Below are 26393 nucleotides of genomic sequence, written 5' to 3'. Positions count from 1 at the left end.
GCTTAATATTGTTCTTTGTCGTTGGGAAAGTCTTTGGCTTTCACATCTTTAATATAATTTTTTGTGGCGCCGAGGATGGTATCGTACAGGTTTAAATACTGGCGCAGGAAGCGGGGCTTAAATTCCTTATTGATGCCGAGCATATCGTGCATCACCAGCACTTGTCCATCTACATATTTACCGGCTCCGATGCCAATGATCGGGATACGTAACTCTTCCGCTACCTTCTTCGCCAGCAGGGCGGGGATCTTTTCCAGCACGATGGCAAAACAGCCTGCTTCCCGGAGCAGTTTTGCATCTTCGATCAGTTTCTGCGCTTCGGCTTCTTCGGTGGCCCTTACAGCATAGGTGCCAAACTTATAAATCGACTGTGGTGTTAACCCGAGGTGTCCCATGACCGGCACGCCTGCGGAAATGATGCGTTTTACCGATTCGATGATCTCCTCACCGCCTTCAATTTTAATGCCATGAGCGCCGGTTTCCTTCATGATGCGGATCGCCGAGCTGAGGGCTTCTTTGGAGTTGCCCTGGTAAGAGCCGAAGGGGAGATCTACCACTACGAAACTGCGTTTTATGGCGCGTACCACCGAGGCGGCGTGATAAATCATCTGGTCGAGGGTAATAGGCAGCGTGGTTTCGTGACCTGCCATTACATTGGAGGCGGAGTCGCCAACCAGTAAGATGTCCATTCCTGCGTCGTCAAAAATGCGGGCCATGGAAAAATCATAGGCCGTGAGCATGGATATCTTCTCTCCGTCTAACTTCATCTTTTGCAGGATGTGCGTGGTAACACGCTTAATCTCTCTGTTCACAGACATTATTCAAATGTTTTTAGTGATGTGCCCTGGCCTGGCAACGTGGAACAAACGGCCATGCCGCCTTCGCGGGCAATGCACAAAGGTGGGAATATAAATCCAGAAACGCCCTTATTTTTTTGGGAACGGCAAAAAGGCCGGCTCAACGACTTACAATGCCAACAATCTCGTTGTACAGCGCGTGTATGAGGCCATCGGCCAACCCGATTTTCGGTACGTAAATCTCATCGATATTAGCCCAACGCATCACGTTCACGTAAATCTGCAAAGCAGGAACAATCACGTCGGCGCGGTCTTCGCGGAGATTGTAGGCATGTATGCGTTCTTCAACGGTAAAACTGGAAAACTCCTTGTAGTAATCTTTCAGGAGTTCGAGGGGCAATGGCTTGCCTTCTTTTCGTTTAGAGAGGGAAAATATCTTATTGATGTTGCCGCCGGAACCGATCGCCTTTACGTTGCCACGTACTTTGGCGCGTATAAAGTCTTTCAGCTCCTGCCACTGCTTATCGGCCACCTGCTTTTGCAGCAACCGGATGGTGCCGATGTTAAATGATTCCTTGAATACCATGGTATTGCCGGAGAAGTAAGTCAGTTCGGTACTGCCGCCGCCTACATCCACATATAAATAAGACTTGGTAGGATCCATATGCTCGGCGATGTGGTTCTCATAAATGTAGGAGGCTTCTTCCTGGCCGGTAATGATATGAATATCGATCCCAGTTTCTTCGCGGACCCGGGTCAGGATGGCCTGGCCGTTGGCGGCGTCGCGCATAGCGGAGGTGGCGCAGGCTTTCAGGTACTTTACTTCGTACACGCCGAGCAGCAGCTTATAGGCTTTAATGGTGTCCACCAGGTGATCGGCGCGTTTGTCGGTAATAACACCCTGCGCAAATACATCAATACCCAGTCGCAGCGGCACGCGCACGAGGTTCACCTTTGTAAAGTCCATTTCTCCGTTCGCCTTGGGCGAGGCCTCCGAGATGAGGAGCCTTGCTGCGTTGGAGCCTATATCAATTGCTGCCAGCTTCATTTATAAGAAAACACGTCTTTAGCTATTAATTATTTAACCCGTCAAAATTATACGTTTTTTCGTGCAGGTAGCGGAAAATTTCTACCTGGGCATGTACTTTCTTGCCGGTCGTCCTTTTATACTCGTTCTTTTGCTCGTTATCCGGGATGCGCGCCTTCACATTTCCCTGCAACTGGATGTTCACGATATCGATCAGTTCCTTCTTCAGTTCCGGATCTTCTACCGGCACCGCTGCTTCCACGCGGTGGTCGAGGTTGCGCACCATCCAGTCGGAGGAGGAGAGGTAGACCTTCGGTTCGCCCCCGTTATGAAAAATGAACACGCGCGCATGTTCCGGTATTCATCAATAATGCTCACGGCCTCAATGTTCTTCTTCCACTTCTTGTTCTCCGTGTAGGCGCAACAGATACCGCGTATCACCATGCGGATGTTAACGCCGGCAGCAGCTGCCTCATATAATTTATTAATCAGGATATCATCAGATAATGAGTTCATTTTCAGGATGATTTCCGCCTTCTTTTTTTTTTTGCATTTTTGATTTCCTTGTCGATCAGCCGGATGTAGTTCTTGCGCATCGACACCGGGCTTACCGGCATTACCTTACAGGCAGTGAGGAATTTGATGTCGTGCTTGGGACTTTCGAGGAACGAGAAGATGCGGTTTACATCGGCCAATATGGCGCGGTCGGCGGTGAGCAGGTAGTGGTCACCGTAAATACGCGCGGTATTCTCGTTCAGGTTCCCGGTACTGATAAAGCCCACCTGTAACGTTTTGTTGCCAATACGTTTTTGATTACACATATCTTGGCGTGCACTTTCATGCCCGGCACGCCGATCAGTACCTTAATGTTTTCCTCTTCCAACCTAGTTTTCCAGCGGAGGTTGGCCTCTTCATCGAAACGGGCGCGGAGTTCCATCACTACTACCACCTGCTTGCCGTTGCGTGCGGCATTTACCAGTGCGTTCACGATCTTGGAGTTCCTCGCCAGGCGATAGGAGGTGATTTTGATCGTGGTAACGTTCGGATCAATAGCCGCTTCGCGCAACAGGTCAATGATGGTATCAAAGCTCTGGTAGGGCGTATGGATCATCACATCCTGCTTCTGGATCACGTGCATTACACTCGGCGCGTTTACGAACAGCGGGTGCATGGAGCCCTTACGGCGCGTATGCGCCTTCGGGAACACAGATACCGGGAAGTCCATAAAATCCTTGAAGTTATGAATACGGGCGCCGGGAATCAGGTTGTCTTTTTTAGACAAGCCCGGGCGGCGCATCAGGTATTCGAGCAGCAGGGGATCAATGGCTTTGTCGTATACGAACCGCACAGGTTTACCTTTGCGGCGTGCCTTAATACCTTTCTCTATCTGGTGAATGAGGTTGTTGGAGAAGTCGTTATCGATATCCAGCTCTGCATCTCGCGTTACCTTAATGATATGGGAATCAAACTTATCGAAGCCGAAATAATGGAAGATGTTCGGGAGCGCAAAGCGGATCACGTCTTCCAACAGGATAATATTGTGCTCATCTTCTTTGGAAGGAAGGATGATAAAGCGCGGCAGTACGTTCGTGGGTATCTCGATCAGCGCAAATTTTTGCCGCACAGAGCCATCTTCACGGGCCAGCACGCAGGCGAGGTAGATCGATTTATCACGGAGATAAGGCAGCTGCGGGATACTTTCTATCATCAGCGGGATGATATTGGTACGTACTTCCTCATTAAAATAATTCAGTACGAAGCGTTGCTGCTCCTTATTCAATTGTTTATCGGTACGGAGATGTATCTTCTCTTTCTCCAGTTGATCTTCTATTTCATTCCACACACGTGCAAACTCCTGTTGCTGGTGAATAACCGTCCGCTGTATCTCATCCAGGATCTCATCTGCGTTCTCTTCGAGGTGCATCTTCTGCGTTTTACCGATAGCGGTCATACGTTTGAGGGTCGCTACGCGCACCCTGAAAAATTCATCGAGGTTGCTGGAGTGGATACCAAGAAAACGGATTCTTTCATAAAGCGGCACCGTGGGGTCGGCGGCTTCCTGCAGTACGCGGGCATTGAACGAGAGCCAGCTGATATCTCTTACGATGGTTTTCTTCTTTTGCGCGGCCATGCTTTCTTTTCCTTTAGTTAGATGCTTTTTCTCTTTTGTTGGCCAGGTAGCTACAGCTTTGCTGTGTGCTGTCATATCCTTTTTCAATTAGGCCAGCAGTCCGTTTACAGGAGCTGCCAGCGGTTAATACACACGTTCGATCAAACAAGATAGGCAGCTAATGTTAACTGAACATTAAGTTACGATGTTATTGGTTAACAACCACTAACAGCTCGCTATCTAAAGAAAAAGCCGCACTGTGGCGGCTTTACAGTGTGAAAATATTTTTCTATGCTGTTGCGGTACCCTGTTTTTTGCGGATGGTGAGCGCTACCAGTGAATACACGCCGAGCACGCAGGTTAACAACGTTTGCGCACCCCAAACGATCCATCCGAAGGCATAACCATCGGTTTCGCTGATGCCGTACAGCAACAGGGTTTGCTGGGTCAGGATGGGATAAGCGCCGATACCGCCGGGTGTAACGATCATCGCAATGCTGCCGAAGGAGAGGAGCGCCAGGCAGGCTTTTACGCCCAGGTTGTTGGCCGACTCCATCGTATAAAAAGCGCAGTACAACATGCTGAAGTACAACACCCATATGAGCAGCGTGTGGAACAGGAATTTCCATTTGTTCTCCATACGTGCAATGGAAAATATGCCTTCCATCACGCCGCGGAGCAGCGCTTTCATTTTTATGGCGGCCTTTGAACGCGCAAACCGTTTCAGCAGGAAGACGATCAGGATAATCACTATCGCTGCCACGCCCAGTTTAAACGCCAGCTGAGACCCATTCGCATTCGCAAAGCTGCTGGCCAGCGGGGTCCATATCTTTTCAGAGAAGAAATTACCCACCACATCTATCTGTACCAGCACGGTCGCTACCATCACCAGAATGAGGCAGATAAGGTCTACCGCACGTTCCGCGATCATGGTGCCAATGAGTTTATCGGCCGGGATTTTTTCGTAACGGGCCAGTATGCCGCAACGGGCGATTTCACCCAGGCGAGGCACCGCCAGGTTGGCGATGTAACCGATCATGACCGCGTAAAAGGTGGTGCTGGTTTTAGGTTTGTAGCCCAGGGGCTGCATCAGCAGCTTCCAGCGGATGGCTCGGCTCAGGTGACTGAACACGCCGATGATAAAAGCAGGAATAATAGGCCAGTAGTTGGCCTGTAAAATAGCGTTCCGGATGTCTGTCCGCTGTTCTGGCGTTAGCGGGCGCAATGCCCACCATATCAGTAAAACGCCTATGCCCAAAAAAAAGGCCGATTGCAGGATGTTCTTTAGCAATTTGGGCATGGATGCGGGTTTAGATGTTCAATAAGGTGCCTAGAGCTTGTTGCCTTCTTTCGGGAAAATGGCTATAGGTGTGTATTTCTTGGCTTCCTCGAAGTCCATGGTGGCATAGGAAATAATGATCACTACATCGCCGGGAGCTACCAGCCTTGCGGCAGGACCGTTCATACAAATAACGCCGGAACCTCTTTTACCTTTAATAACATAGGTTTCCAGGCGTTCGCCGTTATTAACGTTCAGCACCTGCACCTTTTCATACTCGATGAGGGTGGAGGCATCCATCAGGTCTTCATCTATCGTAATGCTGCCTACGTATTGCAAGTTAGCTTCGGTAACAACAGCCCTGTGGATCTTACATTTTAATACTTCAATCTGCATAATTCCGCGTGAATGTTTGCAAAGGTAGGACAAATTTGAGATACCAGTCAAGGGGCAGCACAGATTGCGCTGCCTGCTCCCTTTCTGTGCAAGTTACAATAACATGTTGTCAATCAGCCGCACTTCGTTGAGTTTGGCGGCGGCAACGGCGACCATGCTGCCCGGAACAGGGGCGGAGACCACGCGCAGGTTATTGGCGTCGGCCACTTCGACATAATCTACCGCGAACCCCTGTTGCTCCAGGTTGGCGATCGCTGTTTGCTTGAGTTCGTCCAGCGGCAGGCTGTGTATATTTTCTTTTATATAGATAAGTTGATTATAGATGGCGGTGGCTAACTGCCGCTCGTTGGCATTCAGGCGCATGTTACGGCTGCTCATGGCCAGGCCGTCGCTTTCGCGGCGGGTAGGGCAAATGGCCATTTCGGCCGGACTATGTATGAGTTCCGGGAGCTTTTTGACGATCATGCACTGCTGGAAGTCTTTTTGCCCCATAAACAATCCGTGCGGCTGTACCGCGTCGAGCAATTTATGGACGATGATACCTACACCACGGAAGTGATTGGGACGGTGGGCGCCTTCGAGAATGGTTTCGAGGTAGCCAAAGTCATAGTGAAGATGTTCGCCATGAATACCTTCGGGATACATTTCCTCCGCACTGGGTAGAAACAATACGTCGGTTCCTGCCGCAGTGAGCTTAGATACATCTTCATTAATTGTAATTGGATATTTTTCGTAATCTTTTGGGTCGTTAAACTGAGTGGGATTTACGAAAATGCTGCAAACGACGATGTCGGACTGCTCCCTGGCGGCGGTGATGAGGAGATGTGTCCGTCGTGCAGGGCGCCCATGGTGGGCACGAAGCCAATTCGTTTTCCTGCCTTTTTTTCTGCTTCGATAAACTGTTGTAACCTGCGTATTTCCTTGAAAATGTACATATTCCTATACTTAAAAGGATGTTAAAAGTGACAAAACGACGTTTTTACCTAAAAAATTCGTAGTTTTGCAAGCCAAATTAAAAACATCAGCATTAATAATCAGCATTAAATGTCCACAAAGAAAAGAATTCTTTTTATTGCCCAAGAGATGTCGCCTTATCTGGATCTGACTGATTATGCGGCTATAGTAAACAAGATGGCGATCAAATCCAATGAGTCGGGCCTCGAAGTAAGGGTTATCATGCCCCGTTTCGGGATCATCAATGAGAGGAGACACCGCTTGCACGAGGTGGTGAGACTGTCTGGCATTAATATAGTGATAGATGGGGACGATTACCCGCTGATCATTAAGGTTGCTTCGTTACCTAATGCGCGTTTGCAGGTATATTTCCTGGACAACGAGGATTATTTTAAACGTAAGACGGTATTTGCGGACGAAGACGAGAAGTTTTACGACGACAACGCCGCACGCATGGTCTTTTTCTGCAAGGGCGCACTGGAAACGGTGAAGAAATTCGGCTGGCCTCCTGACATTATTCACTGCAGTGGCTGGATGACATCTTTAGTGCCTTTGTACCTGAAAACGGCTTATAAAAAGGAACCCGTATTTGCGAACACAAAAACTGTGTTTTCGCTGACAGCCAATACATTTAAAGAGAAACTGGGCGCTACTTTCCTGAAGAAAGCGGCCATCAGCAACAACCTGGTGAAAGAGAAGGACCTGGAACCTTTTAAAGAAGGTACCAACTCCGCCCTGAGCAAAGGCGCTGCCAAATATGCCGACGCGGTGGTACTGGGCAGTGAGAAGTCCGATAAGAAGATTGTAGACGAGGTGAAAGCTGAGAAAGGTAAAATCATCGTTCCATATAGGAAAGACAACGAAGATCTGGCAGATTATCTGCAACTTTATAATCAATTGCTTGGTAAATAACTTTTCTGGACAGCCTATTCAAACATTATTGCGTGAAGATCAATTTCAGGAATATTAGCGGAGCCGTGGCCATTATGGCGGCACTTTTCGCTTACACCGCCTGTAACAAAGCCACCATTCTGGGGGCAGACCTGATACCCGGGTCAGACGATGTGAATGTAAAGGATACCACAATAACGAATATCATTGCCAACAACATCTGGCAAACAGATTCGTCTGTATTTACCGGTGCAGGCAACTATACAGCAGTACTTGGCGCCATCACGGACGATCCTACCTTCGGCCGTACCCGGGTACGGTATATACGCAGGTTAGCCTGCCTTCTTCCGACTTCTCATTTTCCGGAACCAGCCAAACGCTGGATTCCGTTATTCTGTATGTAGGTTACAATGGTTACTACGGCGACTCAATGGCGCCGTTGAACATCAATGTATACCGTATGAACGAACCGCAGTTCCGCATCGACTCCAACTATCGCTATTACCAGAAACTGGGCGTTGATAATGGCCAGATTATCGGTAGTGCGTCGATCGTGCCAAGAAATCTGAAAGACTCTGTTATTGTATATGGCCAGAAACAGGCGCCGGCGTTACGTATTGCGCTGACCCCGGCCTTTGGTAACCAACTGCTGCAACAAACAACTTCGGGCGCGTTCCAGAACGATTCTACGTTCCGCGCGTTCCTGAAAGGGCTTGCGCTGGTGCCGGATACCAATACCCTTTGCCGCAGCCTGCTGTACCTGAACCTGGCAAGCACCAACACGAAACTCTCAGTTTATTACAAGTCGGCAGAGGAAGATTCACTGGTGAGCAGCTTTGCGTTTGACAGTTACGCCTCTGCGCATGCTAACTACTTTTCCCGCAACCATACCGGCTCCGAAGCCGCTCAATACCTGAATACCAATAATCCCGCGGGCGACAGCCTGCTGTTTTTGCAGGAAGCTCCCGGCATCTATGCAAAAATTAAGATCCCCGGACTGGAGAACTTCCCCAAAGTCGTGATCAATAAGGCGGAACTGGCGATTACGGAGGTAGTATTTAACAGCGATCCGTCTAAAGACGCGATTTATGTGGAGCCGGACCGGCTGATGCTCGCCCAATACCAGGCGGCAACGGGCGATAGTGTGCAGGCACTCGTAGATTATGGCAACCCAACTAATCCCAATCTTTCGTATTTTGGCGGTCAAAGAACGGTCATTTCTGACCTCGGCATCATGAAGGTTGTTCAATATAAATTTAATATTGCACGGCATTTACAGTTATTGCTCGATAGCAAAGACACCAACCACGGATTGCGGTTGGAAGCGCTTTCATCGCTTAATATCGATTCCCGCCGGGTGAAGGTGGGCGGCGGTAACCATTCCACACAAAAGATGAAATTAAGGATTATTTACACCCAACTTTAAAAAGCCAAATTCGAGATTTTTATGCCGTATTTATTTACATCTGAGTCTGTATCAGAAGGTCATCCGGACAAAATAGCCGACCAGATTTCTGATGCGCTGATCGATAACTTCCTTGCTTACGACGCTACTTCCAAAGTTGCTTGTGAAACGCTGGTAACAACCGGACAGGTGGTATTGGCTGGCGAGGTGAAATCCGACGCCTACCTGGACGTTCAGGATATCGCCCGCGACGTAATCCGCAAAATCGGCTATACCAAAAGTGAGTATATGTTCGAAGCTAACTCCTGCGGTATTTTTCTGCCATTCATGAACAGTCTCCCGATATCAACCAGGGTGTAGAGCGCAAAAGCCCCGAAGAGCAGGGCGCAGGCGACCAGGGTATGATGTTTGGCTATGCTACCAAAGAAACTGAAAACTACATGCCGCTGGCACTGGACCTGGCACATAAACTGCTGCTGGAACTGGCTGTTCTCCGTCGTGAAAATAACGAAATCAAATACCTGCGTCCTGATGCTAAATCTCAGGTAACGATCGAGTATTCTGACGATAATGTACCTGTAAGGATCGACACCATCGTTATCTCTACCCAGCACGACGACTTCGGTCAGGACGACTCTATGCTGGCGAAGATTAAAGAGGATATGATCAACATACTGGTACCGCGCGTTAAAGCAACCCTGAAGCCCGAGCTGCAGGCACTGTTTAACGACAACATTACTTACCACATCAACCCGACCGGCAAGTTCGTGATCGGTGGTCCTCACGGTGATACCGGTCTTACCGGCCGTAAAATCATCGTAGACACTTATGGTGGTAAAGGTGCACACGGCGGTGGCGCATTCTCCGGTAAAGATCCTTCCAAAGTAGACCGTTCTGCTGCCTATGCTACCCGCCACATTGCTAAAAACCTGGTGGCTGCAGGTGTTGCAGACGAAGTACTGGTACAGGTATCTTACGCTATCGGTGTAGCTAAACCCTGCGGTGTTTTCGTAAATACACACGGTACTGCTAAAGTGCAACTGTCAGACGGTGAAATTGCGCGCAAGATCGAAGAAATCTTCGACCTGCGTCCTTACGCGATCGAACAACGCCTGAAACTGCGCAACCCGATTTATAGCGAAACAGCTGCTTACGGTCACATGGGCCGCGAAAGCAAAACCATCACCAAAACTTTCAACGCCGGTAAAAGAAACGAGAAGAAAGTTGACGTGGAGCTGTTTACCTGGGAGAAACTGGACTATGTAGAGAAAGTAAAAGCTGCTTTTAACATCAACTAATTGATAGCTTTTTGAATATTGAAAAGGCGTTCCTTATGGGGCGCCTTTTTTTGTTAGTTGGGTTGACGGGAATGGAATGGATTAGCTGAAAGAAAAAGCGCCCCATTGCCGGAGCGCTTCACGTTTATTTATGGTATTGTAACAGCCATTCGTATATACTCATGCCTTCCTGCCGGAATGCGGGATCGTAGAACTCTTTCCAGCAACAATGTTTATTCGGCGTAACGGTGATTTTAGCCAAACCCGGCCCGTACTTGTTGGTGCTGTCGGTATACCGTTGGGCGTTTTCCAGGAAGCTTTCTTCCTGCTCGCCAGCGAAGTACCAGCAATGTATCCCGGCATCGGCCAGCAGGCCAAACCGCCGCTCGTTCGGGGCATCTATCGCGGATGGCGACATGGGCACCGCAGCAGCGAAACGCTTGCTGATAGCGGCAGATTCGGTGAGGGCCATAATGGTAGCCCATCCGCCGGCGCTATAACCGGTAATATATATGCGGGAGTATCTACCCGGTAACGCTTAATTACCTGGTCCAGCACAACGTTCACCTGGGTAGGTGAGAGGCCCCACTCCAACGCCTGCGGGCAAACGACAATGAACTTGTAGAGTTTACCATCCGCCGGGTTAACGGCATCGAGGCGGGCGCCTTTATCCAGCCAGTAGGGAATACCTTCCAGGGCCAGTTTACTGATATCGGTACCAGACTTGCTTTTACCGTGCATAAAAAGGATAAGCGGGTAGGTAGCGCTGCCGGTACCGTAGTCGTCGGGCAACTGCACCAGGGCGCCGTTATGGTGCCAGGGCGTTAGTTGAACATCCACTTTTTGCTGGTGCTTTTGCGCTGCCGCAAATACGGGGAGCAAAAGCAGCAAAGCTGCTATCCTTCTCTTCATGCTTTATTTTTGCGCCAGCACCTCCTCCAGCTTTACGCCGATGATTTCTTCCAGGTCAATTACCGCAACGGCAACGTCTCTTTCGAGGGTGATTTTTTTAACCAACTCGGTATTATAACGCTTAGAGGCTGCACTATATGCGTCATAATCGATGCTACCGGTAGTAAATTTCTGCTCTGCCTGTGTAAATGCCGCCAGGTCGTCTTCGGTCAGTTCGCTCTGTAAGCGGAGCAATTCTTTCTTCAGCAGGTAGTCTTCGTAGCGGGTAAGTACCATCGCACGGGTGCTCAGCTCTACCTGTTCTCTTTTAGCTTCGGCTACGAGGATATCCATTCTCGCCATTTTAGCTTCAGCGGGTTTGCCGAAGAAGGCGCCCAAAGGCACGTTGATACCAACGTTCCAAAGCGGGAAGTAAAGGTTACCATATTGGGTGCGGTCGATTTTACCGATGGTAATTTCGTTAAAGTTCACGCTACCTACAATCATGTCCAGCCAGGTTGCCTTTATTTTCTTCACGCTGTACTGCGCTTTTCTTTTCGCAGCATCAATCTCTTTAAAAGCGGGATTCTTTAAAGCAAGTTCTACCAGGCGTTCGCGGATACCAGCAGCCGGGGCGGTGTTAGCCGAGGTATTAGGCTGCGCCGGAACCTGGGCCTGCACGTACATGGATGAGCATACTGCGAGGCACAATAGAACAGATACCTTCTTCATAATAACGAGTGTTTATTGGGTGTTTGAAATACTTGCTTCTTGTTCTTCTTTCTGCTTCGTTTTATCGAAGGTGTGCAGTTTTACCATCACCGCCAGCGAGCCATAAAATAAAAAGGCTCCCGGGATCTGGCCAATCGCTACCTGCGCATAGTGCGCCACGATAATCGCAAAGGTGGTGGCAATGGTCGCCACATAGTAATATCTTATTTCCGGGTCGCGGCACCGATAGTAGTTCCGTACACCTACCTGCATGATAATAAAATACAACAGACAGGTAAGGCCGAGACCAATCCAACCCACTTCCAGTGCGCTTTTCAGGTAACCACTATCCGGCGGAAAACCGGCCAGCGGATGCCCCGGGTTGTACACTTCGCCCTGCACGCCGCAGGTAGCGAGTCCACCACCAAGCGGATGCGCGTAGATATAAGGCTGTATATAATGACGGTTTACGTCCCTGATGTTAAATGACTCGTCTTCGGAGAACTCAAAAGTTGAACGTATACGATTAATAGTACCGTTACTATGGAAAGGCCCGAAAATAATTACCACGAACAGCATCAGCGAGATCACGGTAAAAAGCAGTGTCTTTTTACTGGTGATCGTCATCAGAATATATAGCACAATCCCCGCCGGCATCATGGCGTAAGCGGTACGGGTACCGGAATACGCCATTCCCAGGGCCATAAACAAACTCCCGATCAGCAACACTCTTCGGTATCTTTTGGATACCGGACCCATAGCCATAATCAGCGCAAATATAACCATATTCGCCATTAAGATACCATAGGAGGTAGGATCGGACAGGAAGGAGAACTTACGCATGGTACCTCCCTGGAAATACAGCGCGTATTTATGCGGATCGCTCGTTACCCAATGCTCTTCAAATGGCAGCAAACCATACCATTCCTGGAAGCAGCCATATATACCGGACAATATGGAAAATGCGAGAATTACTTTAAAGAACAGTTTAATATCGTCGAAAGAGTTGAAAATGTGCAGGCAGATGAAATAGATCATCAGGAAGTTGAGAAACTTCCGGAACGTAAAGATCCAGCCGGCCAGGGAGTACATCGACGGGTTAAACGCCTCGATGATAAGAAACAACGCGTATAACGCGTACGCGTAAGTGATCGGGTTCTTTGATTCGGCAAAGTATTTACCCTTCAGAATCGTCTTCCTGAAATAGATGCCAACGAAAGTAGTGGCGATCAGTATGTCGATAAGAATGCCGACAGGCAGCACGTCATCGATCATGCGGTTCATGTAGAAAACGAAGTAGGAGGCCGCGGTAGCAATGTAGAAGCCAATGCGGGTATCGAACAGGCAGATGAGCACAGCGCCGCCGCCGATCAGCAGTCCCATTACGCCTACCCCTACAAGTATGTTTATTTTCGCAATGCCATAAGTGAACACCAGTGCGGCAAAAGCAAGTATGATATAACCCAGCGGTGAGTTCAGTTTGTTGATCACGACCTGCAGCCGTAACAACTCTTTTACCCGGTCTTTGACGCTGAGCGACTTATTTCCGATTAATTGTGGCACAGTATCCGGTTTATAAGAATAAAATTTTGATACCCATAAACACGATCACGAACAAGATGAATAGTGTTACGATGATTTCAAGAATGGTATCGTCACTGAATCGATTATCGGCTTTCATTCCATTGTTTTTACAGCGCCGTGGCAGTAGCTGGCTTTGCAACGCCCGGCAGTTCAAAATAATGTTTACTCATGGCCTCAACGCTGTTTTCCCACGTGTGGGACAGTGCAAAGGTAATCCTGTCGCGTACCACGCTTTCCGCAACGGGATTATTAAGGATGTTGTCGATCTGTTGTACATATTCCGCAGCATTTTTGCAAAGATACGTATGACCGGCAAACATGCGCATGGCCACCGTTTCGGTAGCCACCACCGGTTTGCCCATGGCCAGGTACTCGTCCACCTTACGTGGATAGTTGCCGATGGTCATGTCGTTTAGTGCCTGTGGATTAATACACACATCGAAATAATGTATAAACGCGGGCAACATGCTGCCTGGTCTGCTTCCGGTAAAATGTACATTCGGCAACTGGTGCAGTCTGCTCGACTGGAAGTTCCCGTCTTCCGGACCCACCAGCACAATACTCCAGTCGGGCCGCGCAGTAGCAATATGTTCCAGGATACCGATATCCAGGCGCGCGGTGAGCAATGCTCCCACATAACCAATAATCGGGCCTTTGATACCCTCAAGCTCAGTTGGCCGTACAGGCGTACCGGCCTGGGTGAATAATTCAAATTCGCAACCCTGACCAATATCGTAGGAGCGGGGATTGTGCTGCCGTCCATAATCGGCCAGGTAAGCAGAGTTCGCCACCACGAGGTCCGACTTTGCCATCAGCATGGGCTCAAGTCGTTTACCCTGTTTGGAAAAATACGGCTGGCTCACCAGGTTATCGCGAATATAGTAAATCGTACTTTTTACACCGGGCAGCAGTTCCTGCATGTAGAAATTACGGAAGAAGTCATTATCATTAAAAAGGATGATGTCTCCGAAACCCAGACGCTGCATAGCTTTTGTGACCTGTTTCGCGATCCGTTTATTATTCAGCTTATTAACGAAGTCGAACAGGAACGGCGTAGGCATCCAGTTGGCAGACTCCAGCAGCGTGCGTGGATTCAGTGTCCATAACTGGGGAGCGATCTGCTGTATATCGTCGGTTTCGCCGCGCAAACTTTTAAGACGGTTCTGGATATCCGGCTCATGCTTCAGGCGGATAGCGGAAATCCTGTCCAGCGCGCGGTTCACATACAACACGCGGTTATGTTTAGCCAGCTCCCAGGCAATGTTTTTACAGTTGCTGCCGATCGTAATATCCCACGATTGCATTCCTACTACCACTATGTCTTTCCCTGTTATCATCTTGCTTTCAATTTTAATAAAAACTTCTGTTGAAATAACTGGTATGCTTCCGGGTAGAACTGGAACATGTATTTGAAGCAATTGCCAATACTGGCATTGAATTTTTATACAAAATGCTGGAAGTAATAATAAAACAAATCAGGTAGGACGTCATAGTGCCGTAAGCCGCGCCTGCCGGGCCGAAGTGTAATGCAGCCACGGTACAGATGCCGATGTTAAGCACAGCAATAATCGTCATTACCGGGAAGTTTAATTTCGGTGAACCGGTAGAGTCCATGATAGTACCGAATTGTTTAATGAATGGCAGGAACAGGCCATAACCCATGGTCAGCTGCAACAGGTATGCAGCTTCAACATATTCGCCACCACTGATGATGCTGAGTATGAACTTCGGCACGAACATAATGAACAAGCTGCCCGGTATACAGATCGCGAGCACCACGCCCACGGCTTTTTCGTAAAAGAACTTCACCCTTTCGAGATTGCCTTCGCGCATTACTTCCGCACTTTTCGGGAACAGGATGTCACCCAATACCTGGGAGGGCACGTCGACCAGGTTCGCGATACGCACACACACGCTGTACAGCGCTACTACGCCGGAACCATAAACAGATGATACCACAAACTGATCGGTGTTACGGAATACGGAGGAACTCACGTTGGTCGCGAACACATATTTACCGAAGTGCCACATCTTGCCTAACCATGCCGCATTGTACATAAACTTGCGGGTGAGGAAGCGGCGGGCGAAAACGTAGGAAATACCGGTACCCAGTACAATTCCCGCGTTGTAATAGAAGATGAGGTTCATCAACTCAACCTTCCCATCTACCCAATAATCAATAGCGATCATTAAAAAGAAGAACCCTGGCGAACCAGGTAAGCCCAGAATACACCTTTAAAGTCGCCGTTCGCATTCTGTACCCATTCGAAATGAGAGAACGGAATAAGCAGGAGCAAACCGGGAATAAAGTAGTAGATCACGTTCGCGAGGGCGGGGGCCTTCAGGAAGATGGCTACGGGAGCAATACCTGCGGCCAGTGCAATTGCCATGGCCACGGTGATGAAAATATTAAGGCAAAGCGCGGCGGAGTTCACATACACATGGTCCGTTTTCTCGGAACTGTTCAGGAACTTGATCACCGCATTTTTAATAAGCGCCGTACGAATGGTTTCGATATACCCCACGAATATGAGAAAGAGCGCCCAAACGCCCATTTCGGGTTTACTCATATGCCGGGTCAACATCATAGTGGTGCCAAGGCCGAACGCCACTACGGCCAGCTTTTGCAAGCCACTGTAGGTGCCCGACTGTAGCCAATATGCGTATTTCTTGTCACTCATGACCTAAGCTGGTTGTTGGGTTTGGGGGTTGGATGATAATGTTTTGGCGGGAGCGGGGCGCTCGAGGCTGTACAGCCACCAGGCACCGATCTGCATCGCGATATTATATACAATGATCGGAACTACCAATGCGAAAAACAGGCAGATGGCGAGCATCACTGGCACATACGTTACACCGGCCTTCACCAGCGCTACACGGGTGGCAGAGGCCACCAACACGTGCGAAACATAAATGTACAGCGAATGATAACCGATAACACGCAGGATTTTCAGCACGTTATATTTCTGCAGGATAAACGCCAGGTTCGCCATAAATGCGCAGCCGGAAACTGCAATCAGCGTAAACAATAAAGGTTGATACGCCTCCACGAATTCGTAGTCGCCCTTCTCCAGGTTTTTTTCCAGGAAATAGTACTGCCCGATAACAAATACCGGCAACAGGACCGCGAACGTTTTCCGTGATGCGTACTTGGCGTACATATTCTTATCCAGCATTTTATCCGAGATCAGATCACCGATGGCGAAGAACACATAATAATGCAACAGATCATATCCGAAACCCAGATCTATTTTATGCACCGATAACCAGCTCGAAAAGAGGAAAGCCACGGTACCCAACGCTAACTGGTGCCATATTTTCAGCTTCACCTTTTCGCGGGTGATCAGGTATAATACCGATACGTTAAACAGTGCGTACAGGTACCAGAACTGGTCGATCCTGCGCGGGAACACAAAAATGTACCAATAGTCGTTGATCGTACGGTCGGCGTTCACATAGTTTGCCAGCACCAATTGCAGGGTAACCTGTATCAGCGACCACACCATGTAGGGCCAGAACAGGGTGCTGAATTTATTCTGCACCAGCTGTTGCACACTTCTTTTCTTTAGACTCTTGCCGATAAAAATACCGGAAAGGATGAAAAACAGCGGCATACGGAAGCTGTAGAAAATAATGTTCGCGTGTTCAAGGTAAGCAAACTTCTGCTCGGACAGGCCGGCGCGGGATATACCTTCGTAAATGTGACGGTATAATACCAGCATGATCGCAATGCCACGGGCATAGTCGATCCAGGGGAGCCGGGAGCTGTTAACAATGTCTGTATTGAATAATTTGAGCTTCATCAGGTTTCGGCAAGTTGTACGGACTAGAGATCAATGTTCTCCAGCTCCACGTAGTTCAGTATAGCACCGGTATATTTACCATTAAGACCTTGTAAAAAGGCAATTGTTTCTTTATCTGTTTGTTTGATGGTCGAACGGGCAGATACAACGGAAATCACCGTATCCGCGTAGCGGAGCAGTTCCTTACTATCGGCACGGTTATTTAACGCCGGACCTTCCAGAAGATGTAGTCGTACACGCTTGCCAGTACAGGCAGTTGCTGCAACACATTCTGATCCGCCAGCACTTCCGCAGGTGTATAGTTACCGCCTTTGGAGCCGATGATGTCCACGTGCTCGATGTTGGTTTTACTGATAATCCTGCGCAGTTTTTCAATGCCAGCATTGCCATCTGCATACTCTTCCAGTGTTTCGGCTGCTTCAAATTCCTTTGTCAGCGTGTTGTTCGGGAAGTTGGTGTCCGGGATCAGTATTTTCTTTTTGCTCAGGCTGAAGCTGTGCGCTAATGCCTTGATGATCGTTGATTTACCTTCGCCGGGCCGGGCGCTGGTGATCAAAAATATCTTATGACCGCTTTTCTCGATCTCGTAGCGGAGCTTGCGGATATGCTCACGGAAAGTATTGCCGCTCTTATCCTTTGCATCTTCACTGGCAAATACTTCGTCCAGGTTAGCTCCTTTTTTCGGGTTCAGTTTATTAATTACGCTCAGCAGCTTCAGTTCGATTACTTTCAGGTACTGCGAAGGTGTTTTAATCGACACGTCAATATACTCCAGGAAGATGATCGCGATACAGCAGAACACGAACATGGTCATGCCAGCCAGACCAAGGATGATGATCCTTTTGGAAGGCTCCGGCTCTACCGCGGGCTGACCGAACAAGATCTGGCGGAAGTCGTCCATCGGCGCCACTTTGTTGTTCATGGCGGCATCGTAACGGCTTTTTACGTTCTCGTACTCAGTCTGTGCGAGATCGAGCTCCTTCTGCATAGCCATATTATCCGCGCTGCGGGAAGCGGCGATCGACACGCCGGCGTTCAGGCTGTTGATTTTATTCTGGAGATCGCGAATGCTATTTTCAGAGGTGCGAATCTGGATTTCCAGCTCCGCCTTCTTCTGTTGCAATTGCGCTTTGGTTAAACCGCCGGAGCTGGGAGAGGAGCTTAGGTTGCCAAGTGAATTCGCTTTCTGCAGGTATTCCTTTCTTAAGCGATCGTATTTGTTATATAGTTCCTTATCGTTGGAGCCTTTATTCTGGTACTCTGCATACGCCGCGTCACGCTCATTCTTGATCCTCACCAGGTCAGCGCTGGCGGTGCTTGGGGCAGTTGCGGTAGTAGCGTTGGTGCGGTCCATTTCAGCAAGGGCACGGTTAACATCCTGCAGACCAAGCTGTGAAGAGTTGAGCAGGTTTTTTCGTCGGCCAGTTTCACCTCGAATGTGCTCACCTGGGTCAGTTTGCTGGTGCTTTCCACCGATACGTCTACACCACCCTTAGCGCGCAGCATACCGATTTTCGCATCCAGTACTTCTCTTTTCTGATCTACCAGCTTCGCCAATGTTTCAATAGACTGCGAGTTCTGTTGGGTGCGGGACGATTCGTTGTTACGTAAAAACTCGGCGCAACCCTGGTTTACCATGTAGGCAGACAGTTCGGGGTGGCTGGAATTATATTCCACGTCCAGGTAATCGGTACGTTGTACGCGGCCTACATACAGCATTTTGCGGATGCTTTCCAGGTCGTATTTGTACAGTTTAATCAGTTCCAGTACTTTCCTTTCGTCCGGGTTATAGGAGCTGAGGAGTTTCTCGGAAGTATATTTGTCCTTCAACATCGCGATTACGCTGGCGATATTTACACCAAGTTTCGCTTCTTTTTCCTTTTCTTCTGCGCTGAGTTTGCGAAATGCTTTTGTGGGATTTTCGAGGTCGTGCAGCATTACACTGTACGACAACATGCTTAACACCTTGGATGACTTGAAGGCTTCCGTTACGTTGTTGAACTTAACATCAATCTCATAAATATTAAACCCTTCGTCGGTCAGCTTTACTTTATCGGTTGTGGTAAAACCGGTAGCCAGCTGGGCTACGGAGCGGTATAAACGTTTTTCGTTCATGGTCAGAACGAAGGCTAACAAAACAGCAAGAACGGTACTGATGATAATCACCCATTTCTTACGCAACAACGATTTAATAAGATAAATCAGATCCATATTACTAATAATGACAAAGTATGAAATACTGTAATTTATAAAAACTGAAAAAATCCGGCTTGTCACCGGATTTTTTCAGTCGGGTATGTTTACTTATTTTTTGATGAGCTTAATAGTTTTTACTGATTTATCGTCAGCGATTACTTCCGGGAAGTACATGCCGGTTGCAGCTGCGCTGTTCCCAACTTCTACTCTCAGGTTGTGACGGCCTACGCCAAGTTCACCAAATGCTTTACCAAACACCGCTCTGCCGGACATATCGAACAGTCTTACCGCAACTTTCTTGCTGGTGCCTCTGTTGTCGAGGTTCAGGTTAACCGCATCTCGGAACGGATTCGGGAATACCTGGGTAACTTCCAGTTGATCATCTTTAGCGCGCTTATTAAACGCATAATCAACGATGTTAGTACCTGTGTTAGCCACGGCAACCGTGCGGGCGTTTACAGTTTGAGCAGTTGCTTCGTCTTTCGCTTCGTAACCGTGGATTACCAGGGCGCCGATGTAACCGTAGGATGATTGTGCACCCAGGGAAATTGCGATTTCAGCTTCACCGTTTGCATCTGGTCTGATGTCTGCGATCTGAACGGTGTTGTTTACGTTCTTAGCACAGTTCAGAGATACGCTCTTATCACCCACTTTGTACACTGTAGTTCTGTCGCCATCGCCATCGCGGCTGCCGAAGAATACAAAGGTATAAGATTGTGACAGATTCAGGCCGCTTACTTTCAGTTTACCGGTTACACCGATATCCAACCACCAGGTGCTTCTGATAACGTTGTCAGGGAACACACCGGAATTGTTGCCGGTAATCATACCGAACGGATTCTCACCGCTGAAGTCCTGTGTTACTGCTACAGTGATACCTGAGTTGTTGCCTTCGTCATTGAATAACAGGTATTTGTCATTCAGCTGCGGAACGTTATTAGTATTGTTCCAGGGGGCACCAGCCGGATTATCACGGTTGAAGTTCATGTAGATAGAGTAAGCGTAAGTAGCGGCGTTAGCCAGGTTGCTGTAATCTGAGTAAACAGAACCTACTTTGCTTCTTACTTTATAGTAGTATTTCGTGTTAACCGCCAGGCCATTATCGGTATATGTAGTACCGGTGCCATTGATGGTGGTGATCAGGCTGTAAGCACCATCTACAGTTGCCGCACGGTAAACTTCAGTGGCGGTAATGCCGCTGGCCTTGTTCTGCCACTGCAGGGCGATGGATGTCTTAGACTTGCTGGTGCCGGTCAGGTTACCCGGAGCCAGAGGTACGCCATTGTCTACATAAGACTGGATAACCAGGGCATTCAGGTAGCCGTATACAGCTGCGCTGTTTTTCTTGAAGCTGAACTCAATTTCACCCGCTGCGTTCGGAGACAGGCCGTTCAGCTGTACCGTGTTGGCAGTGTTGCTGGCTGCATTCAGGGTTACTGTTTGCGCACCAACGGTGTAATCGGTGTTCCTGTTATCGGTTACCGCGCTGCGGCTGCCGAAGAATACCAGGTTGTATTTTTTGTCCGTTGCCAGACCGGTCAGTCTGAAGCGTTTAGCAGCGCCGGATCCGTCATAGTAAGCAGACTGCATTACGCCGTCAGGATATACACCGCTGTTGCTGCCGGTAGTAGCACCGAGGGTATTAACACCTTCGATTGCATCCAGCTGGGTGATGGTGATACCAGAAGCAGTGCCGTTTTCGTCCAGCATGTTCGTGATCGTACCATTAACAGCAGGCACCCTGTTGTAGTTGTTCCACGGCGTTCCTGCAGGTGATACTTCGTTGAAGTTCACGAAGATGGAAGTCGTAGAGTTGTCTTTTACAGCGATGCTGAAGGTAGTGGTATCAGTGTTGCCCTGGTTGTCAGCAGCAACAATTTTCACGTTGTTATAAGTACCGATCTGCGTAGCAGTAGGCGCCAGGGCCAGGTTACCGGTAGCGTTGCCGTTATCGGTAAGGGTAGCAAAGGCAGGCAGGTTGATGCCGCTCAGTGTAACCACGGTACCCGGATCCACTTTCACATTCACAGCGATGTTCTGGGTCTGGCCGGTTTTGATGTTAATGTTTTCCAGATCAGTGATTACTGGAGGTTTGCTTGCAGTTAAGATGCCTACAGTATCAGAATTGGTTGCACCATAAGTGTTGTACGCTTTTACGAAGTAATAGTACTGGGCGCCGCCGGTGGCTGCATTATCTGTATAAGTGCTGGCGTGTGCATTGTTTGCACCCGGGTTCAGCAGGGTATAAGGACCAGCCTGGCTGGTAGCTTTGTACACTTCATAACCGTTGTCGTTGTAAGCAACAGGCAGCCAGGTCAGTTTAACACCGGTCGCTACTTCAGCAGCTACCAGGTTATTGGGTTTGGCAGGTGCGCTCTGGTCGTCGTAAACCGCTTCAATTACCAGTGCGTTCAGGTAAGCGTAGCTCGAACCTGCAGCATTTTTCAGGTTGATGCTCACTTCGGCGGAGGCATTCGGAACAACACCAGCGATGTTTACGGTGTTCTGCGTGTTGCTTGCGGCCTGCAGGCTTACAGTCGTTGAGCCGATGGTGTAAGTAGAGGTCCTGTTGTCAGAAACGCTGCCGCGGCTACCAAAGAAGGTGAACTTGTAAGTGTAGTTAGCACTTGTGTTCAGGCCAGTGATCTTGATTGTCTGCTGGTCAGTACCGGTCCAGTAAGCAGACCTCATTACGTTGTCGGGGAACACACCGGAGTTGTTGCCGGTTACAGCACCTAACAGGTTAGTACCGTTACCCTGGTTCTGCCATGCGGTCATGATCTGTAAACCAACAGTGGTAGTAGTACCGGTAGAGTCTTTAAAGTTGCTCCACACATCGTTCTGTGCAGGCACTTTGCTTACGTTGTTCCAGAAACCTGTACCTACGCCGTTTGCTGCACCATCACTGAAGTTCACGTAGATAGAACTGTTCGGGCTGGCCAGACCTACGGTCAGGTTGAAGGTTTTGCTGTCTGTACCGCCTTTACCATCGTTCACATTTACGGTGATGGTATAAGTACCGGCGTTAGCGTAAGAGGTAGCAGCAGTGATAGTCGCTGATCTTCCGTCGTAGCTGAAAGTTGCGAAGGAAGGCAGACCGGTCACGCTCCAGTCGATATCGTCATTTGCGTTTGCATCTGTTACTGTCAACGGAATAGTAACAGAATTACCACCTTTCACCGTCGTGTTGGCAATAGCACCCAGGGCAGGAATGTAGTTGTCGGTAACTACCAGGCTGAAGGATGTAGTAGCAATACCACCGTGTTCGTCGGTTGCAGATACGCTGATGTTATTGTACGTACCAATGCTTCCCAGGGTCGGGTTGATGCTGATGACAGCAGTACCGTTGCCATTGTTCTGGAAGGTGGCGAAAGCCGGCAGGTTGGTTGTAGACAGGGTCAGCACCTGGTTGTCAGGGCTGCTAGCTGTTACATTCAGTGTCAGCGGCGTAGTATAGTGGATTTGCTTATTGGTCAGCTGGGTAATTATCGGAGGATTGTTCAGCGCGGTTGCACTGGCTTCAGCAGAATAAACAGAAGCACCGCCGGCGTTTTTAGCACGCAGCTTGTAGAAGTATGTCACATTGGAGAACAGCGCCGTATCGGTGTAGCTGGTCGGCAATGCGCCATCCACTGTAATGGTTTTATGCAGTTTGAAGTTGCCGTTGTTGTTTACAGACCTGTACAGCTCAAAACTGGTGATGTCTGTACCGCCGTTAGTCCATGTTAAACCAATGGAAGTGGAAGAGGCTGCAGTAGCAACCAGGTTAGCCGGTGCTGCAGGAACAGCAGGCAGCGCCTTGGTTTTAGCATACCCTTTACCGTCCTGGAACATAGCGGCAGGGTTTGTTTAGAGATAGAAGGACCGCTCGGTGAAGAGTAACGTACGTTCAGGGTAGCCGTGCTGGACGCCCGGAAGTAACGCAGCTCAATTGTGTGCAGGCCCGCTGTCAGCGGAACATTCGCCTGACGCTCCGTACCACGGTAAGCTACCGGGTTATCTACCCAGCGTACACCATCGATGTACAGCTGTGCGCCGTCATCTGCCTGTACGTAGAAGATATAGTTGCTGCTTGCGGTAGCAATGTTGATGTGGCCAGTGTAACGGAACAGGTAGTTCGTGGTACGCTGACGGTTGTTCATATTGATAGTCGTCACAACACCAGTCGCTTTTGGCGTCATGGTCGTAAAGTCCGGCATTACAGTCGGAGCAGTGCTCACTTCATAGTATTCGTAATCCAGGCCAGTAACCGTAGTGTTGAATGCAGAGCTACCGGCAGCGTTGATCGCTTTTACTTTGTAGTAGTAGTCGGTAGAAGCAGTCAGCCCTTTATCAGCGTAAGTAGTAACGCCTGCACCTACGGTTGCAATGGTAGTATAAGTACCAGTGTAAGAGTTGGAGCGGTAGATCTCGAAGCCGGTTTCGTTATTGCTGTTATCCGCCCAGTTCAGATCGATCTGGTTGTAGGCAACAGCAGTTGCTTTCAGCAGCGAAGGAGCAGCAGGAACAGTGCCGGCAGATGCTTCGTTCTCTACATATTGCGTGACAGGAATCTCCTGACGGGTGCTGCCGATACCGCTGGCAGTATTTCTCCAGTACAGCCTGAAGCTTGCGCTACCGGTGTTCTCGAAGTAGGAAATACGCAGTGGCAGGTTACCAGCAGGCAGATTAGCCGTTACAACAGCCGTACCGTTAGTAGTTCTGGTAGCAAGTACTGCACCGTTCAGTTCGAACTTAACGCCATCGTCAGCCACCACTTCAAATGTATAATTACCAGCCACTGGTATTTTCAGGAAACCTTCCCACATAATTCCGAAGTAGTCGGCCTGGGTTGCGATGGCAACATCCGGACGAGGGGAAATACCGGTAGCGGCAGGTGTCAGTGTAGTAAAGTCAGGAACCGCGCTGTAAGTGGTAGAACCAGGGTAGTACTTCCATTTAACACCTGTCTGGTAAGCCAGGGCAGATACCTGGTTACTTGCCGGAGAAGTATTACCGGTCAGGTCGCGCGCTTTTACCACGAAGTTGTAAAGCTGACCTTTACCAGGTTGTAAACCGTGGCGGTAGTGGCCGTGCCGGCTACGCTATAAGATTTAGTACCATTTACATAGATATCGTAGTTGGTTACGCCTACATCATCTGTGGAAGCACCCCATGTCAGCACCATAAAACTACCAGCGTTGCCGGAGATAGTCAGGTTGGACGGAGCGCTTGGCGCAGCCTCATCGTTCAGGGTAGTGCCGCTGCCTTCATTGCTGTTTGCAGAAGCCGCAGTAGCGTTTACCGCCCTTACGAGATAGAAATATTTGGTATTGGCGTTCAGGTTGTCATCAACGTAGGAAGTGGTATTTGCCACAACGGTGTCGATGAGGGTGTACGGACCACCAGCGGTAGCCGCACGGTAAACTTCGAAACCAGTTTCAGGATTCGGAGCATTGGGATTTTTCACCCAGTTTACTTCCAGCTGTGTTTTAGACAGTGGCAGTACCGCCACGTTAGATGGAGCAGCCGGAGGATTAGCACCGGCGGCGTTGATCACCGTGTAAGGAGCGGAGAAATCGCTGGAGCAACCGTATTGTTCGGTTACTTTAACGGTATATGCACCCGGATTGCTTACAGTCAGTTTATTGGTAGTACCTAAAACAGTGCTGTTAGCAACATTTTTCCAGGAGTAAGTAGCGTAGGTAGCAGGCACAGACAGTGTAACACTGGTTTTGCCATCGGGAGAAGGGATTGCGCGGCTCTGTAAACCGTCCAGTTTGATAGCAGGAGGAACAGTAGGCGTCTTGATTTTGATCACAACGGGAATAGGGGAGTAGTAAGACCACTCTGTTCCACGTTTGATTCGCGCATCATAAGTACCAATGCTGGTCGCAACATATGTATTGCCGGTAGCACCGGGAATTACTACGCCATTCTTACGCCATTCATAACCGTCAAAGCCCGCGGTCAGACCGAGGGTAACGTTAATAGCGTCGCCAGGACAGAACTCAGTTCTGCCTGTCAGCGGCCAAGGATTTGTTTTGTTGGCCCTGTTTACATTGGGGAAGAAGTCTGCTTCAGCCCAGGCTTTGTTCCATGAATCGTGACCATTCTGAGGGTAGATCGTCAGTTTCATGTTTGCGCCGGCAGCGGCAGCAGCATTATATACTTCCGTAGCGGTTCCGGGATCAGGATTGGTATCCAAACCACCCTGGAACTGCCAGATCGGTGTCCATTTAAAAGAGTTGATGGAGTTTTGAAAGACAAAGACGCCGCGGAGATAGGACTCGCGCCGGCAACAATTTTCGGGTAACCGATAATCATCTCCCAGGTTGCACTACCGCCACCAGACAGACCTTCAACATAAATCCTGTTGATATCAACTTTCGCCTGGGGAACGAAGTAATTGTTAATCAGTTCTACAAGGTTGGAGTAGTGACCGGCTCCGAAGAAACCGTCGGTGTTTTGGGGGTAAATGAGGAAGCCGTCAAAATCACCATTATCCACTTTGTTCATGTGAACCTGGCCACCATGGTACAACTGGAATTCATTGTCGTAGATGGTGCCTTTTTCACCCACACCGTGGAAGAAAATGATTACAGGATATTTCTTTCCGTCAACCACACCATATTGGTAGGATTTAGGGAATTTTACCCTGAAGGCCATACCCTTGTAGATATAGGCTTTGAAGGAAGTGCTGGTCCAGTTCAAACGGTTAGTTTTAACCCATTTGCCCAGCGTTCCCCATGCAGGTTGAGTTGGGGGACTGGCCGCATTGTAGACCACGATGGGATCATTGGGGTTGAGAACTCCTGTTTGCGCTTTAACCACGAATGCACTAATGATCAGTGCAAATGAAAGCAGTAGGCGGTAAAGTTGTTTCATAATTATTAATTGGCTCCTTGAATAAATAGCATTTTCATTCGCGCACCTGCAGTTCAACGCATAGCGAAGTAGACTGCAATTGCAGCTTTTCAAGGGAATGGCCAAAAAGAAATGATTTTAACCTGCCAGCTGGCAGCTAAAATTCTATGTGGTTCTTGTGGTAGGAATGGAAAAAATAAGTGCGGTCGATGCTGTTATTTTTAGA

Annotated in this window: 24 protein-coding genes and 3 pseudogenes; 5 read left to right on the top strand and 22 right to left on the bottom strand. The window is 48.9% G+C overall.

Annotated elements, in window-relative coordinates; genetic code table 11:
- Positions 1–2: 2 nt before the first annotated feature.
- From panB to panC, 7 genes and pseudogenes are all read right to left on the bottom strand, one after another.
- Entirely contained in the window at positions 3–818 is an 816-nt protein-coding gene (gene panB, locus MKQ70_RS09855) for a 3-methyl-2-oxobutanoate hydroxymethyltransferase (RefSeq protein WP_248070331.1), read from the bottom strand.
- 139 nt (positions 819–957) lie between these two features.
- Positions 958–1845, bottom strand: coding sequence for a Ppx/GppA phosphatase family protein (locus MKQ70_RS09850; RefSeq protein ID WP_248070329.1), 888 nt, complete (start codon positions 1843–1845; stop codon positions 958–960).
- A gap of 25 nt (positions 1846–1870) precedes the next feature.
- A pseudogene (locus MKQ70_RS09845) lies at positions 1871–2340 on the bottom strand (phospholipase D-like domain-containing protein).
- Between the two features lie 2 nt (positions 2341–2342).
- Positions 2343–3955 (bottom strand): annotated as a pseudogene (ppk1, locus tag MKQ70_RS09840) (polyphosphate kinase 1).
- A 268-nt stretch (positions 3956–4223) separates the two neighbouring features.
- Entirely contained in the window at positions 4224–5234 is a 1011-nt protein-coding gene (locus tag MKQ70_RS09835; RefSeq protein WP_248070328.1) for a lysylphosphatidylglycerol synthase transmembrane domain-containing protein, read from the bottom strand.
- Between the two features lie 30 nt (positions 5235–5264).
- The gene (gene panD, locus MKQ70_RS09830) at positions 5265–5609 is read right to left on the bottom strand and encodes an aspartate 1-decarboxylase (RefSeq protein WP_248070326.1); all 345 of its coding nucleotides are present in this window, start codon (positions 5607–5609) and stop codon (positions 5265–5267) included.
- Positions 5610–5702: 93 nt separating this feature from the next.
- Positions 5703–6544, bottom strand: a pseudogene (gene panC, locus MKQ70_RS09825) (pantoate--beta-alanine ligase).
- Positions 6545–6653: 109 nt separating this feature from the next.
- Between panC and MKQ70_RS09820 the strand changes: the two are divergent.
- Genes MKQ70_RS09820 through metK form a run of 5 tightly spaced genes read left to right on the top strand, consistent with a single transcriptional unit; the run spans position 6654 to position 10157 of the window.
- Positions 6654–7475, top strand: coding sequence for a glycogen/starch synthase (locus MKQ70_RS09820; protein WP_282456331.1), 822 nt, complete (start codon positions 6654–6656; stop codon positions 7473–7475).
- Between the two features lie 32 nt (positions 7476–7507).
- Positions 7508–7858 (top strand): hypothetical protein, encoded by a 351-nt coding sequence (locus tag MKQ70_RS09815; RefSeq protein WP_248070323.1) that lies wholly within the window; start codon positions 7508–7510, stop codon positions 7856–7858.
- Entirely contained in the window at positions 7792–8880 is a 1089-nt protein-coding gene (locus MKQ70_RS09810) for a DUF4270 family protein (RefSeq protein ID WP_248081217.1), read from the top strand. Before MKQ70_RS09815 ends, MKQ70_RS09810 begins: the two co-directional genes overlap by 67 nt.
- A 21-nt stretch (positions 8881–8901) precedes the next feature.
- Positions 8902–9219, top strand: coding sequence for an S-adenosylmethionine synthetase N-terminal domain-containing protein (locus MKQ70_RS43240; RefSeq protein ID WP_248070321.1), 318 nt, complete (start codon positions 8902–8904; stop codon positions 9217–9219).
- A complete protein-coding gene (gene metK, locus MKQ70_RS09800; protein ID WP_282457208.1) occupies positions 9165–10157 on the top strand; it encodes a methionine adenosyltransferase in 993 nt (330 codons plus the stop codon). The genes MKQ70_RS43240 and metK overlap by 55 nt, the downstream gene beginning before the upstream one ends.
- A 124-nt stretch (positions 10158–10281) precedes the next feature.
- Here metK and MKQ70_RS09795 read toward each other — a convergent pair whose 3' ends face one another.
- The 15 genes from MKQ70_RS09795 to MKQ70_RS09730 all read right to left on the bottom strand — a co-directional run bounded on the left by MKQ70_RS09795 (position 10282) and on the right by MKQ70_RS09730 (position 26188).
- Positions 10282–10554: a hypothetical protein gene (locus tag MKQ70_RS09795; protein ID WP_248070319.1), complete on the bottom strand. Its 273-nt coding sequence runs from the start codon at positions 10552–10554 to the stop codon at positions 10282–10284.
- The gene (locus MKQ70_RS09790) at positions 10536–11048 is read right to left on the bottom strand and encodes a hypothetical protein (protein ID WP_248070317.1); all 513 of its coding nucleotides are present in this window, start codon (positions 11046–11048) and stop codon (positions 10536–10538) included. The genes MKQ70_RS09795 and MKQ70_RS09790 overlap by 19 nt, the downstream gene beginning before the upstream one ends.
- Before the next feature lie 3 nt (positions 11049–11051).
- The gene (locus MKQ70_RS09785) at positions 11052–11759 is read right to left on the bottom strand and encodes a TolC family protein (protein WP_248070316.1); all 708 of its coding nucleotides are present in this window, start codon (positions 11757–11759) and stop codon (positions 11052–11054) included.
- A 12-nt stretch (positions 11760–11771) separates the two neighbouring features.
- Entirely contained in the window at positions 11772–13301 is a 1530-nt protein-coding gene (locus MKQ70_RS41120) for an O-antigen ligase family protein (RefSeq protein WP_248070314.1), read from the bottom strand.
- Between the two features lie 128 nt (positions 13302–13429).
- The gene (locus MKQ70_RS09775) at positions 13430–14659 is read right to left on the bottom strand and encodes a glycosyltransferase (protein ID WP_248070312.1); all 1230 of its coding nucleotides are present in this window, start codon (positions 14657–14659) and stop codon (positions 13430–13432) included.
- A 13-nt stretch (positions 14660–14672) separates the two neighbouring features.
- The gene (locus MKQ70_RS09770; RefSeq protein ID WP_248070310.1) at positions 14673–15512 is read right to left on the bottom strand and encodes a lipopolysaccharide biosynthesis protein; all 840 of its coding nucleotides are present in this window, start codon (positions 15510–15512) and stop codon (positions 14673–14675) included.
- Complete coding sequence (locus MKQ70_RS09765; protein ID WP_248070309.1) at positions 15512–16003, bottom strand: lipopolysaccharide biosynthesis protein; 492 nt, start codon at positions 16001–16003, stop codon at positions 15512–15514. Before MKQ70_RS09765 ends, MKQ70_RS09770 begins: the two co-directional genes overlap by 1 nt.
- Positions 16004–16006: 3 nt before the next feature.
- Positions 16007–17125, bottom strand: a complete 1119-nt coding sequence (locus MKQ70_RS09760) for an acyltransferase family protein (RefSeq protein ID WP_248070308.1) — start codon at positions 17123–17125, stop codon at positions 16007–16009.
- A gap of 23 nt (positions 17126–17148) precedes the next feature.
- Complete coding sequence (locus tag MKQ70_RS38120) at positions 17149–17283, bottom strand: hypothetical protein (protein WP_282456329.1); 135 nt, start codon at positions 17281–17283, stop codon at positions 17149–17151.
- Positions 17284–17327: 44 nt separating this feature from the next.
- Positions 17328–18479 carry a hypothetical protein gene (locus tag MKQ70_RS09755; protein ID WP_248070306.1) on the bottom strand — a complete coding sequence of 384 codons (1152 nt, stop codon included), beginning with the start codon at positions 18477–18479 and terminating at the stop codon, positions 17328–17330.
- Entirely contained in the window at positions 18419–19336 is a 918-nt protein-coding gene (locus tag MKQ70_RS09750; protein ID WP_248070305.1) for a Wzz/FepE/Etk N-terminal domain-containing protein, read from the bottom strand. Before MKQ70_RS09750 ends, MKQ70_RS09755 begins: the two co-directional genes overlap by 61 nt.
- Before the next feature lie 93 nt (positions 19337–19429).
- Complete coding sequence (locus MKQ70_RS09745) at positions 19430–23155, bottom strand: fibronectin type III domain-containing protein (protein ID WP_248070303.1); 3726 nt, start codon at positions 23153–23155, stop codon at positions 19430–19432.
- On the bottom strand, positions 23047–24342 hold the full coding sequence (locus MKQ70_RS09740) for a PA14 domain-containing protein (protein ID WP_248070301.1): 1296 nt from the start codon (positions 24340–24342) through the stop codon (positions 23047–23049). The genes MKQ70_RS09745 and MKQ70_RS09740 overlap by 109 nt, the downstream gene beginning before the upstream one ends.
- Complete coding sequence (locus tag MKQ70_RS09735; RefSeq protein ID WP_248070300.1) at positions 24336–25508, bottom strand: fibronectin type III domain-containing protein; 1173 nt, start codon at positions 25506–25508, stop codon at positions 24336–24338. Before MKQ70_RS09735 ends, MKQ70_RS09740 begins: the two co-directional genes overlap by 7 nt.
- Entirely contained in the window at positions 25436–26188 is a 753-nt protein-coding gene (locus MKQ70_RS09730) for a carboxylesterase family protein (RefSeq protein ID WP_248070298.1), read from the bottom strand. Before MKQ70_RS09730 ends, MKQ70_RS09735 begins: the two co-directional genes overlap by 73 nt.
- Positions 26189–26393 lie beyond the last annotated feature (205 nt).

It is taken from the genome of Chitinophaga sedimenti, assembly GCF_023156195.1.
In the GTDB taxonomy this organism is placed as follows: domain Bacteria; phylum Bacteroidota; class Bacteroidia; order Chitinophagales; family Chitinophagaceae; genus Chitinophaga; species Chitinophaga sedimenti.
This window is presented reverse-complemented; position numbering and strand designations above follow the sequence as displayed.

Coding starts and splice junctions, on each gene's coding strand:
- MKQ70_RS09835 (WP_248070328.1), bottom strand. CDS start 5,234: ATGCCCAAATTGCTAAAGAACATCCTGCAATCGGCCTTTTTTTTGGGC.
- MKQ70_RS09770 (WP_248070310.1), bottom strand. CDS start 15,512: ATGATCGCTATTGATTATTGGGTAGATGGGAAGGTTGAGTTGATGAAC.
- MKQ70_RS09795 (WP_248070319.1), bottom strand. CDS start 10,554: ATGTCGCCATCCGCGATAGATGCCCCGAACGAGCGGCGGTTTGGCCTG.
- MKQ70_RS09760 (WP_248070308.1), bottom strand. CDS start 17,125: ATGAAGCTCAAATTATTCAATACAGACATTGTTAACAGCTCCCGGCTC.
- MKQ70_RS09775 (WP_248070312.1), bottom strand. CDS start 14,659: ATGATAACAGGGAAAGACATAGTGGTAGTAGGAATGCAATCGTGGGAT.
- MKQ70_RS09790 (WP_248070317.1), bottom strand. CDS start 11,048: ATGAAGAGAAGGATAGCAGCTTTGCTGCTTTTGCTCCCCGTATTTGCG.
- MKQ70_RS09750 (WP_248070305.1), bottom strand. CDS start 19,336: ATGGATCTGATTTATCTTATTAAATCGTTGTTGCGTAAGAAATGGGTG.
- panB (WP_248070331.1), bottom strand. CDS start 818: ATGTCTGTGAACAGAGAGATTAAGCGTGTTACCACGCACATCCTGCAA.
- panD (WP_248070326.1), bottom strand. CDS start 5,609: ATGCAGATTGAAGTATTAAAATGTAAGATCCACAGGGCTGTTGTTACC.
- MKQ70_RS09765 (WP_248070309.1), bottom strand. CDS start 16,003: ATGAGTGACAAGAAATACGCATATTGGCTACAGTCGGGCACCTACAGT.
- MKQ70_RS09745 (WP_248070303.1), bottom strand. CDS start 23,155: ATGTTCCAGGACGGTAAAGGGTATGCTAAAACCAAGGCGCTGCCTGCT.
- MKQ70_RS09755 (WP_248070306.1), bottom strand. CDS start 18,479: ATGGACCGCACCAACGCTACTACCGCAACTGCCCCAAGCACCGCCAGC.
- MKQ70_RS09850 (WP_248070329.1), bottom strand. CDS start 1,845: ATGAAGCTGGCAGCAATTGATATAGGCTCCAACGCAGCAAGGCTCCTC.
- MKQ70_RS09820 (WP_282456331.1), top strand. CDS start 6,654: ATGTCCACAAAGAAAAGAATTCTTTTTATTGCCCAAGAGATGTCGCCT.
- MKQ70_RS09785 (WP_248070316.1), bottom strand. CDS start 11,759: ATGAAGAAGGTATCTGTTCTATTGTGCCTCGCAGTATGCTCATCCATG.
- MKQ70_RS09730 (WP_248070298.1), bottom strand. CDS start 26,188: ATGAAACAACTTTACCGCCTACTGCTTTCATTTGCACTGATCATTAGT.
- MKQ70_RS43240 (WP_248070321.1), top strand. CDS start 8,902: ATGCCGTATTTATTTACATCTGAGTCTGTATCAGAAGGTCATCCGGAC.